The sequence below is a fragment of the Enterococcus sp. ARL09-542 genome (genome assembly GCF_005234805.1).
Lineage (GTDB): Bacteria > Bacillota > Bacilli > Lactobacillales > Enterococcaceae > Enterococcus_D > Enterococcus_D gallinarum.
On sequence record NZ_QPQX01000028.1, the window covers coordinates 4,493 to 15,702 of the forward strand.

Annotated in this window: 9 protein-coding genes and 2 pseudogenes; 10 read left to right on the forward strand and 1 reads right to left on the reverse strand. The window is 39.1% G+C overall.

The window, feature by feature from the left end:
• The 10 genes and pseudogenes from DVW06_RS17605 to DVW06_RS16185 form a co-directional block, all read left to right on the forward strand.
• The coding region (locus DVW06_RS17605) for an ATP-binding cassette domain-containing protein (protein WP_238696201.1) at positions 1 to 373 on the forward strand (373 nt) is incomplete at its 5' end.
• Positions 373 to 1,749 (forward strand): ABC transporter permease, encoded by a 1,377-nt coding sequence (locus DVW06_RS16145; RefSeq protein ID WP_137264882.1) that lies wholly within the window; start codon positions 373 to 375, stop codon positions 1,747 to 1,749. The genes DVW06_RS17605 and DVW06_RS16145, both read left to right, overlap by 1 nt.
• Before the next feature lie 129 nt (positions 1,750 to 1,878).
• Positions 1,879 to 2,976: pseudogene (locus DVW06_RS16150) on the forward strand (IS256 family transposase); the annotation flags it as partial.
• Between the two features lie 526 nt (positions 2,977 to 3,502).
• Positions 3,503 to 4,186, forward strand: coding sequence for a glycerophosphodiester phosphodiesterase (locus DVW06_RS16155; protein WP_137264884.1), 684 nt, complete (start codon positions 3,503 to 3,505; stop codon positions 4,184 to 4,186).
• An 82-nt stretch (positions 4,187 to 4,268) separates the two neighbouring features.
• Positions 4,269 to 4,988: an ABC transporter permease gene (locus tag DVW06_RS16160; protein ID WP_238696202.1), complete on the forward strand. Its 720-nt coding sequence runs from the start codon at positions 4,269 to 4,271 to the stop codon at positions 4,986 to 4,988.
• A 15-nt stretch (positions 4,989 to 5,003) separates the two neighbouring features.
• Positions 5,004 to 5,981, forward strand: coding sequence for an ABC transporter ATP-binding protein (locus tag DVW06_RS16165; RefSeq protein WP_137264886.1), 978 nt, complete (start codon positions 5,004 to 5,006; stop codon positions 5,979 to 5,981).
• Entirely contained in the window at positions 5,978 to 7,144 is a 1,167-nt protein-coding gene (locus tag DVW06_RS16170; protein ID WP_137264887.1) for an extracellular solute-binding protein, read from the forward strand. The genes DVW06_RS16165 and DVW06_RS16170 overlap by 4 nt, the downstream gene beginning before the upstream one ends.
• A complete protein-coding gene (locus tag DVW06_RS16175) occupies positions 7,141 to 8,055 on the forward strand; it encodes an ABC transporter permease (protein ID WP_137264888.1) in 915 nt (304 codons plus the stop codon). The genes DVW06_RS16170 and DVW06_RS16175 overlap by 4 nt, the downstream gene beginning before the upstream one ends.
• Positions 8,056 to 8,088: 33 nt before the next feature.
• On the forward strand, positions 8,089 to 8,586 hold the full coding sequence (locus tag DVW06_RS16180; RefSeq protein WP_238696203.1) for a hypothetical protein: 498 nt from the start codon (positions 8,089 to 8,091) through the stop codon (positions 8,584 to 8,586).
• Entirely contained in the window at positions 8,567 to 9,562 is a 996-nt protein-coding gene (locus tag DVW06_RS16185) for a CehA/McbA family metallohydrolase (protein WP_137264889.1), read from the forward strand. Before DVW06_RS16180 ends, DVW06_RS16185 begins: the two co-directional genes overlap by 20 nt.
• Positions 9,563 to 9,857: 295 nt before the next feature.
• Here DVW06_RS16185 and DVW06_RS16190 read toward each other — a convergent pair.
• Positions 9,858 to 11,072 (reverse strand): annotated as a pseudogene (locus tag DVW06_RS16190) (ISL3 family transposase); the annotation flags it as partial.
• Positions 11,073 to 11,210: the final 138 nt, after the last annotated feature.

Below are 11,210 nucleotides of genomic sequence, written 5' to 3' on the forward strand. Positions count from 1 at the left end.
ATCACGAATTGAAAATATTAGATTAGTAAATAAATCAGCAGATGAAAGTATCTTGTTTGAACTAGGTTTAGATAAAAAACAAATAAAAAGAAATGTTATGAAATTATCTGGTGGACAGCAACAAAGAGTAGCTATTGCTAGAGCATTGGTATCAGATGCTCCAATAATACTAGCTGATGAGCCTACTGGTAATCTAGACAGTGTTACTGCTGGAGAAATAATTAATATATTAAAGACATTAGCTAAAGATAGAAATAAATGTGTAATAGTTGTAACACATAGTAAGGAAGTAGCAGATTCTGCGGATATCATTTTAGAACTAAGTGGTAAAAAGTTGAAAAAAGTAAATAAAATGAATTTGGAGGTTGAATAATGATAAAAAATGCATTTGCTTATGTAACTAGAAAAAGTTTAAAATCATTAATTATCATATTAGTTATTTTATCTATGTCAACTTTAAGTCTCATTAGTTTATCTATTAAAGATGCTACGGACAGAGCTTCAAAAGAAACATTTACTAATATAACAAATAGTTTTTCTATGGAGATAAATAGACAAGTAAATCCAGGAACACCTAGAGGTGGGGGAAATGTAAAAGGTGAAGATATTAAAAAGATATCTCAAACAGATAGTATAGACTCCTATGTAAAAAGAATAAACAGTGTTGCAGATTTAGTTGATTATGATATTATTGAAACTCAAGAGACTCTTGCGAATCAATCACCTGAAAGAGCAAAGAATTTTAAAAGAACAGTTATGTTAACTGGGGTTAACGATTCAACAAAAGAAACAAAATTTGTATCAGAAGCATATAAATTAGTAGAAGGAAAGCATTTAGAAAATGAAGATAAAAATAAAATCTTAATGCATAAAGATTTAGCTGAAAAAAATAATCTTAAAGTTGGAGATAAGATAAAAATAAAATCTAATTTATTTGATGCTGATAATGAGAAAGGTGCAGATGAAACAGTAGAAGTAGAAATTAAAGGTCTATTCGATGGGCATAATAGCGGTGGAGTAAGTGCAGCACAAGAACTATACGAAAATACATTAATCACTGATGTTCATACAGCTGCTAAAGTTTATGGTAATACCGAAGATACAGCTGTATACCAAGATGCAACATTCTTTGTAAAAGGTGATAAGAATCTTGATAGTGTAATAAAAGATCTTGGGAAATTAGATATAAATTGGAGAGAATATAATTTGATTAAAAGTTCATCAAATTACCCTGCATTACAACAATCTATATCAGGTATTTACTCAATTTCAAATAAATTATTCTTTGGCTCATTAATATTTGCAGGAGTTGTAGTTTCATTATTATTATTCTTATGGATGAATGCTAGAAAGAAAGAAATAGCAGTATTACTATCATTAGGTATATCAAAATTAGAAATTTTTGGTCAATTCCTAATTGAGATGGTATTTATATCAATCCCCGCATTCGTTGGTTCCTATTTCTTAGCTCAATATACAGCTGACAAGCTTGGGAATAATATATTGAATAAGGTTACTGGTGATATAGCTAAACAAATAGCTAAACAAGCTGCATCTAGCCAATTAGGTGGTGGGGCAGAAGCTGAAGGATTTAACAAGACATTATCAAGTTTAGATATCAATGTATTACCTAAATTCATGATTTATGTAGTTATATTTATGAGTTTAGTACTTCTTGTATCATTGATTATTTCTTCATTCAATATATTAAGAAGGAATCCAAAAGAATTATTAATTGACAATAATTAAGATTTTCGGTGCTTTTTAGCACCAAAAATGAGAGTGTAATATAAACCGTGTAAGTAACCATCAATCCTAGGCGGGTGGTTGCTTCACGGTTTTTATTTTTCTAAAATAAGATCAAGAGGTGATTACACGATGGCTAGAAAGAAAAGAAATCCTGATGCTGAGAAGTTAGCTGAATCCATTTTGAATACTTATCAACCCGAATCTGTAGAGGATATGCAAGATGTTTTAAAAGATGTGTTTGGTCCCTTATTTGAAAAAAGGATTCAAGGAGAATTGAATAACCATTTAGGGTATGACGCCCATTCTAAAGAGCCAAAGAAACATGACAATCGACGAAACGGTTATGGCAATAAGACGCTTAAAACGAGCTTTGGTAAAGTAAACATTGATGTTCCCAGAGACCTGGAGGCTTCTTTTGAACCTGAGTTGATTCCTAAGAGAAAACGAGATGTCTCCGACATCGAAGGTAAGGTTCTTTCCATGTATGCACGAGGAATGAGTCAATGCGATATCGCCGCAACCGTTGAAGATATTTACGGCTTTGATATTTCCCACGAAATGATTTCTGATATCACGGATGCCGTCCTTCCTGAATTGGAAGAATGGCAAGCTCGGCCATTAGCCAAGTGTTATGCATTTCTATTCGTTGATTGTATGTACGTCACTTTACGCGAAAACTATGAAGCTAAAGAATATGCTGTGTACACCATTCTTGGCTATGATCTTAAAGGAAACAAGGAGATTTTAGGCCTATGGCTCAATCAAACAGAATCTAAAAATCGCTGGATGCAAGTATTTGATGAACTGAAAGTACGTGGTGTAGAAGATGTTTTTTTCATTTCGATGGACGGTGTTTCCGGTCTCAAAGAAGGCGCAAAAGCAATTTTTCCTTCTGTCATTGTGCAGCGCTGTATTGTTCATCTTGTTCGAAATGCGTTACGATACCTCCCAAGTAAGGATTATAAGGAAGTCTGTCGAGACATGAAAAAATTCTACAGTGCTTCTTCTTTAAACGCTGCACACGCTGCCTTCGACAGTTTTCAAAATCGGTGGTCTCATTATTCTGGTGCAGTAGATGTATGCAAACGAAACTTTTCTCATGTTGAACAACTCTTTGATTATGGCAGCGCCATTAGAAAAATCATGTACACTACTAATGCAGTTGAAAGTATTCACTCTAGCTTCAGAAAAGTCACAAAAAAGGGAGTGTTCTCTAATGAGAATGCGCAGACTGTAGACAAAAGCTGTCTGTGAGGACAGCTTTTTTTGTGGGCTAGGCATAGCAAAAAGGGGTAGTGACAGTCCACTGGGAGGGTGCACATCGACCAATCGCTAGAGAAACGCAAGGTGGTATTTGTGAGAAGATGACGGAAGAAATCCTGTATCAAAGACTTGGTTCAACGAGCAGAAATCTGATAGTAAGTCTCGGTCATTCAATGGGAATAAGCCATTGAACACCTTGATGGTATCCTGCAAGAAAGAACCTCAAGGACTTTCAGCAAGAAGAAGGAATAGCTGAAAACAAAAAAAGGTGTAGTAGGTTAAAAGCGGGGAATGTAGAACTACTTAATTGGTGAAACTAGCTAGAAGGGCAAAATCGACGATTCATGAGTTCGTAGGAAGGAGCATGCAAGATTTACAACTAGTTTACTGAAAAAACGCAGGGAATTTACAAGTAATTAACAAGAAATTAACGCTTCATCGGTATAGTGGACGTGTGGGAGAAAATCACGGAATTAAAGGAGGGGTCAAAATGACCATGATCACCGCACACTCTGGTAGTGACAATACGGAGGAGAATAGCTGGGCATTTCTTCGCTTTTGTTTGGATCGCCAGCTTTGTTTTGAAGTAGATGTGCGTCAGCAAACAGATGGTACGCTAATACTAGCCCATGACAGGCAAGAAGTTGTCCCAGATTCGGTAACCCTTGAGCAGGTGTTTCAAGCAGTGGCCAATGAGAAGGCAACCATGACCATTAACTGTGATTTAAAAGAAGAGGGATTGGAAATGGCCGTTTTTTCGCTGGCACAAACCTATCAAATCTGGCCACAAATTGTTCTTAGTGGCTATGTACAATTATCTTGGGCCGCGATTTGGGGAAAGCATATATTTTATAATATTGAAAATCAGTTCGAAGGAAAAAAACTTGGGGATATTACCGAAGCAGATTTGATCGACACCTTACAGAAATTAGCCTATCAAAGCGTTCAAATCGTCAATATTCATGAAGGATGGTTAACTGAGTTGGCCCGTGAAGTGGGGCAGCAGCTAGGATTGACATTTTCTGTTTGGACAGTCAATGAACTAGAAACGATTGAGTACCTTGCGCGCTGTGGTGTTTATAATATAACCTCACGTTGTGCATGGGCCTATTTATGGAAGAAAGGAGCAAAAAGTCATGCTGAAATACTTGAATCCCAAGCGTCTTTATCATAGTTTTGGGAAAAGATATTTCTGGAATTTTTTCCTTTTTGCTTGTTTTCTCTTGTTTTTTTACAGCCCATTGTTAAATACCTTGATGCTAGCTTTTGCGGATACCTATCAAGTTCCCCATGTTTTCCCGACGAAGTTTGGGTTTGAATGGTGGAAATATATTTTTAGTCAAGATGATTTGTTGCAATCAATTATGAATTCCTTTGTGATTGCGGTTTTGGCAACGGCAATTTCCCTCGTGATTTGTACCCCTGCTGCATATGCCCTTGCTCGCTTTGAATTTAAAGGAAGAAGTTTCTTCTTGTTTTCCTTTTTACTCTCGAATGCGTTCCCGAAAATTGGGCTGTATACGGCTTTAGGTATTTTGTTCTATCGCTTTCAACTTATGGGAACCTTAGCTGGCGTGCTGATTGTTCATATATTAAACACGATGATTTTTATGATCTGGATTCCTGTTAGTTCGTTTCAAACAATTCATCAACAACAAGAAGAGGCAGCCAGAGATGTTGGCGCCGGTCCTTTTCGTACATTTCTAAAAGTAACGATGCCAACCGCGATTCCAGGTATTTCTGTTGCATCCATGTATACCTTTTTAGGTTCGATGGAAGAGGCCCAAGGCACTTTGCTAGTCGGGTTCCCTGAAATCAAAACAATGGCTACCTCGATGTATAGCGTAATTTTGGACTATCCACCAATGGCAGGCGCTGTCTTTTCTCTGTTGCTTCTATTGCCGACAATTTTGATTATTTGGCTTTGTCGAAAAATTTTCGGAAAAGATATTTTTTCTGGTGGGATGTCACTGTGAAACAGGAGGAACGAAATGGCAATGGAAAAGGTACAAATACAAAAAATGAGTAAAACCTATGAAAATGGCGATGGGGTAAAAGCCATTGATTTAACGATCCATGAAGGGGAAATTTTGACCCTTCTAGGACCATCAGGTTGCGGGAAAAGTACGATTTTACGATGCTTGGGGGGCTTCCAACCGATTGACGAAGGACGGATTTTAATCGATGGGGAAGATGTCACCACGACGCCGCCAGAAAAACGGCCTACCTGCATGGTATTTCAGAGCTACAATTTATGGAATCATATGACCGTGTATGAAAACCTGGCCTTTGGTTTAAAGTTAAGGAAGCTTCCAAAAGGAAAGATTAAAGAGCAAATTTCTGACATGCTGACCTTACTAGGGTTACCAGATGTTGCAAAAAAATTTCCTAATCAGCTTTCTGGCGGCCAACAACAACGAATTGCAATTGGTCGCTCCTTGCTATTGGATCCATCTGTTTTATTACTAGATGAGCCATATTCGGCTCTAGATGCCCAAATTCGGCAGCAGATGCGAGAAGAGCTAAAACGAATTCAAAAAGAAACTGGTGTGACGGTCGTCTTTGTGACCCACGACCAAGAAGAAGCAATGGCGCTATCCAATCGCATCGTGGTGATGGAGCAAGGGAAAATTGCGCAAATCGGGACGCCGTCAGAGATTTATGATGCACCAAGGAGTCGCTATATTGCTTCGTTTATCGGAGAGATGAACTTTTTAAAAGAAAATAATGGCTTAGAAATTGCCTTTCGTCCAGAGGATGCGCTCCTTTCTGCTACTTCTGGAACCTATCAGGGACAGATCAAACAATTGATGCCAGTAGGTCATTATAGTGTTGCGACCATCTTGTATCAACGGCAATTACTGAAGATTTATTTAGCAAAAGGTGACAGCAACAAATTTGAAGAAGAGCAACAGGTGTACTTTACAATCCAAAAATCAATCACGTATCAGGAGGAAAAAGTAGGATGAAAAAGATGGGGAAAGTAGTAGCTGGGGTAGTAAGTCTTGTGGCAGCGTCAATGGTATTTAGCGGATGTGGGACGAGTCAAGCAAGTAAAACTGCAACAGAAAAGGAAACAGTAACTCTATGGGCAGGTGGATCGGACAATGTCAAAGTTGGAATGGACAAAATTGTCGATGCCTTTAATGAAAGTGAAGCTGGCAAAAAGTATGAGCTGAAGTTACAGTTTATTTTATCTGGTACAGGGACGCAAAGCTTAATGGATCGGATTGTTGCAGCGAAAAAAACCGATCAAAAGGATACAGATTATGACTTGATTCTGGCTTCCGATGCTGACTATGCGACCTATGTACAAGAAGGTGGAGAGGATATTTTTACGCCATATGACGCAGCCAACATCCCTAATTTAGAAAATGTGAAAACACAAGTATCAGACGGTGAAGGAGTTTTGGTACCATATCGTGGAACGACGGTTGTCTTGGCCTACGATTCAAGTAAAGTAACGAATCCTCCAAAAACAGCAGATGAGTTATACCAATGGATTCACGACAATCCAGGACAATTTGCTTACAACACGCCAGGATCTGGCGGTGCCGGTGGAGCATTCGTTCAAACGGCTATCTACAATTTCTTGCCAGAAGAAGCACTATCCTCGAGTGATACCAAGTGGGAAGAGCAATGGCAATCAGGCTTTGATTTATTAGCAGAGTTGCATCCAGATTTATACCAATCTGGTGGAAAAGTTATTTACCCAAATAAAAACCAAGGGACCCTTGATTTGCTTGTAAATGGTGAGGTCTCAATGATTCCTGCATGGGCAGATATGTTGGTTACCAACTTGTCAAATGGCACTTTGCCTGACACGGTTAAAATGACACAAATTACCCCTGGGTTTACTGGAAATGTCGATGCTCTAGCTATTCCATCTGTTGGCTCTAATCCGGAAGGGGCACAGGCTGTTATGAACTTTATGCTAACGGAAGATGCACAACAAATCTTGTTGGATTCGATGGCAGCAATTCCAGTTATTGATAGCAGCAAGTTGTCTTCTGACAATTCTAAGTACTTAGAAGGCTTAGATATTAGTTCATTTAGAACGAGCAGTATTGGCGCATTAGGCAATTCCTTAAATGAACGTTGGGATCAAGAAATTGGCACACTTTCAAAATGATGCAAGAACTCAAAAACAAGGAATCCTTTGAAACAACCGGAGACAAGCCACGGATAAAAGCGGGATTTTGGAAGAAGCATGGACCTAAGCTGATCCCTTACCTCATGATTTTTCCAGCTTTTAGCATGGTGATGCTGTTTATTGTGTACCCTGTCTTGACTACTGTGGTTCGTAGTTTTCAAGATGGGGAAACAAAGGCCTTTACTTGGGAAAATTACACATATTTTTTAACGGACCCAATCCAGTTGGATAATCTTTGGTATACCTTGGAAATTGTCATTATTACCGTGATTTTCTCATTGGTATTTGGTTACGGGTTAGCTTTATACATCCGCTTTAAGAAAAATCAGTTTAGCCGATGGATGAGTGTGCTGAATATGGTGCCTCGTTTTGTCCCTGGACTAGTGGCAGTGTATGCTATGACAATGGTGATTCGGGATGCGGGAGTGATTAATCGAATAAGTCAGTGGTTTGGTCTTAATTTTAAACCAGGGTTAATGTTTAATGAACGGGGAATTATTTTAATGAATCTTTGGTTCAACATTCCATTTGTTACACTGTTGATTCTGGCGGGACTCTCGGCTATTCGGAATGCGTCGATTGAAGCCGCTAAAGACATTGGCGCCTCAAAATGGCAGATATTTTTAAAAGTGATTCTACCGAACACATATAAAGACATTGTGGTGGCGATGACCTTTGTCTTTATGGGAAATGTTGGCTCCTTTACGACACCATTTTTGATGGGAGGAAATCACCCAAAAATGTTGGGAATTGCGCTATATGACCAATTCAACAGCTACATGGATTATGAGCGTACCTCTGCGCTTTCGGTGATTATGTTCTTGATTTGTTCCGTGTCAGCGGTTGTCTATATCGTAACGAATCTGAAAAAGGAGCAGGCTCGGCGCTAGCCATGCCGCAGCAATGTAAAAAAGAAAGGTGAGATGATGAGCAATCAGCCAGATAAGCAGGAAACGGTCATATTACAGGAACGTTATCAACTAGGGAAACGACACCATCAAACGCATATAAAAGTTCCCTTTGTCGTGACTGAAGCCTACGAGTATATGAGGATTCAATTTTCCTATGGGCCTCAAATTGTTGACAACGAAGAAGCGAAGCCATACTTGGAACAAGCGTTGCTCCGATATTTTACACCAGAGGAGCAAACAGATGGAAAATGGCAGGATTTTTTGCCCTTAGTGAACCTATTGACGCTTTCGGTTTCTCAAGAGGGACATTATTTAGGCTGTTACCACCATAAGGCAGCAACCCAAGAAATCTATTTATCTGCTAAAACCAGCTCATTGGGGTTTGAACGTGTGTCTCCGACTCCTAGTTTCTGGGAGTTACAGATTAGTTTGCATTGTATGCTTTCTAGAAAAGGCTTTGCAGAAATTTGTGTGATTGGAGGTCAGCAGGATGAAGTATTATCCCATTGAATTGCATGCCCATACGTGCCATAGTGATGGCGATTTTTCTATTCATCAATTGATACAAGCTGCCAAAGAGGAGCCTTACCAAGTGTTGACCGTCACGGATCATAATACCTTTGCACCATATGCACAATGGCGACAAGAAAAGATAGAACAAAACCAGCAGGATGATTTTGATGGCAATCTCCTAGTTGTACCCGGTATCGAGTGGACAACTTTTTATGGGCACATGCTGGTGATTGGAGCAAATCAAGTGATTGACTGGCGCCAAGCACAAAAAAGAAGCCTTGATCCACAATTGCGTCAAATCAAGGCGGCTCAGGGAATTGTGGGGATTGCGCATCCTTTTTCAATTGGCAGCCCTATTTGCACAGGATGTCACTGGGATTTTCACATTGAAGACTATAGTTTAGTGGATTTTATCGAAGTATGGAATCGTACCACACCAGATGAAAATTATTGCAGTCAACTGGCTTATGAATGGTGGACCTCGTTGCTGTTACAAGGAGAACGTATTTCTTGCAGTGGGGGTAGAGACTGGCATCGAATGGAAGCTCCTTCCGAAAACACGGCAATCAGTTATATTGGATTGAAAATCTTCACGCTAACGGAGGTTTATCAAAGTCTCCGCCAAGGGAATTTCTATATTTCCTTAGGACCAGTGATGGAGCTATCTTTCCAGCAAGCCCATCAGAACTATTACATGGGGGATAATCTCCTGCCAGAGAGCGGGATTTTACAGATTATGGTACAAGACACCCCACAGCCTCGTTTACAAGCCTTTGGGTTTGACCCTAAAACAATTCGCGTGATTCAAAATGAACAGGTGGTCGCCGAAAAGAAACTGACCAAAGGGGAGCCTTTGTGGGTAGCACTAGAGCTTGTTCCTGGATATCTTCGGGTTGAAGTGCTAGGTACCGCCAAGGGGCAGAAAAATCAACGTCTGATTCTCAGCAATCCTTTTTATATTCAAGAGAGCTAGAAGTTGCTACGTAAAGAAACAACAACCAACATCATCCTAGAGAGGCTGCTGGCTCTTCGATTTAGTGTTGGTAGAGAGATACAACTGAAAATTTAGTCATAACCAGTTAGCCAGAGTGCTTAACTGGTTTTTGGGCTCTTTGTCAATAAGGACTGATGAGTTGTGCAAAATCAAATCCGGGTCAGAATGAACCACATTCTGGTTCAGATTTTTGGCTCTTTGTCAATAAGGACTGATGGGTTGTACAAAATCAAATCTGGGTCAGAATGAACCTCATTCTGGCTCAGATTTTTTGTTATCTTACTTTGATTAATTGATTGATCAAAAAGATTCTAATTCTCATGTTCTCAAATGATTTAAATCCGTAGGATACTCGTTTCATTGTCTTTATATGGGTATTCTTCGCTTCTATTTTTCCATTGGTGTAAGGATAGATCATCGCGTTGGTGATGCCTTCTTCATAGGTCAAAAGGTTTTGGAGCTTTTCCCGAAAGCCGTCATCTAACGTTTCGGGAAGTTCTGCCAATAAGGAGAAAAATAAGTCAGGGTCTTTGTCTCGAAAGGCTTCAACTAATTCATGAAAATAGGGATACGCCTCCTTCAGGGACGTAGAAAAGCCAAGCAATCGATCAATCATCATCGCTTCCGTAAGAAATGGGTATTTTGGTGCTCGAAAACTTTTCCATGTTTTGTATTCATAATGGTTGATGTTTGCACGATTTTTTAGCAAAAAGCGCCAGTTCTTTTTCAGTTTTTCTGCCTGACTTTTCTGTCCTACTTTACGAAGTTCATTCATTTCACGGATACGCAACTCATTAAAGGCTTGATTCATGTGTTTGATAATATGAAACCGATCAATCACTACTTTCGCATTTGGCAGAATACGTTTGGTAAGCTGGAAGTAGGCGGCGTTCATGTCTGTGACTAAAAATTTTACTTCTTCAGGATTAGTGCAGCCTAAGAAATAGCTTGTTAATCGAGGCAATTTACGCGTAGGCAAGACAGCAATTAAGTTTCCTGTTTCACCATCTGCGCAAATAAAGCTCATTTTATCTTCTATGGAAGCGTGCGAACGAAATTCATCAACCATCAATACTCTGGGGAGAATCTTCTTAGAAGGCTTTGGTAAATAGCTTTTAAACTCTTTCAATGTACGAATAACGGTAGTCAAAGATACCTGACAACTTTTCGCAATAAAAGACAAAGATACTTTTTCAGTCAGTAAAGAAGCAATTTTATATCGAACATGATCTGCGATTGAATGGCTGAGTCGGACAAAATAACTTTGAGCCGTCCAATGGGTACGACAGTTTTTACAGGTATAGCGTTGCTTTTTTAGGCGCGTAACCAAAGGCATATGATTGTATTGTTCAAAACGGACAATCGTTTCCTTCTTCCCATTTTTCACTATAATTGCTTTCCCGTTTCCATCTACCACAGTAGAACCACAACTTCTACAAGCACGAGGAGTAGGCGAGAGAACAGCATCGACGACCAACGTCTTTTTCTTGGATCTTTGTCAAATAGGACTGATAGAGTGATATAAGAACATCTAAGGTAGAATTGATTTTGGTTCTATAATATTTTGTGTTGGTGGAAAATCGAAGGCGATTTTCTACTAACACTTTTTCTTCGTTTCAACTCAAAA

Bases quoted from the DNA above. Each gene is read 5' to 3' on its own strand.
- DVW06_RS16155 (WP_137264884.1), top strand. From the start codon at position 3,503: ATGACCATGATCACCGCACACTCTGGTAGTGACAATACGGAGGAGAAT.
- DVW06_RS16160 (WP_238696202.1), top strand. From the start codon at position 4,269: ATGCTAGCTTTTGCGGATACCTATCAAGTTCCCCATGTTTTCCCGACG.
- DVW06_RS16180 (WP_238696203.1), top strand. From the start codon at position 8,089: ATGATGAGCAATCAGCCAGATAAGCAGGAAACGGTCATATTACAGGAA.
- DVW06_RS16165 (WP_137264886.1), top strand. From the start codon at position 5,004: ATGGCAATGGAAAAGGTACAAATACAAAAAATGAGTAAAACCTATGAA.
- DVW06_RS16185 (WP_137264889.1), top strand. From the start codon at position 8,567: ATGAAGTATTATCCCATTGAATTGCATGCCCATACGTGCCATAGTGAT.
- DVW06_RS16145 (WP_137264882.1), top strand. From the start codon at position 373: ATGATAAAAAATGCATTTGCTTATGTAACTAGAAAAAGTTTAAAATCA.
- DVW06_RS16175 (WP_137264888.1), top strand. From the start codon at position 7,141: ATGATGCAAGAACTCAAAAACAAGGAATCCTTTGAAACAACCGGAGAC.
- DVW06_RS16170 (WP_137264887.1), top strand. From the start codon at position 5,978: ATGAAAAAGATGGGGAAAGTAGTAGCTGGGGTAGTAAGTCTTGTGGCA.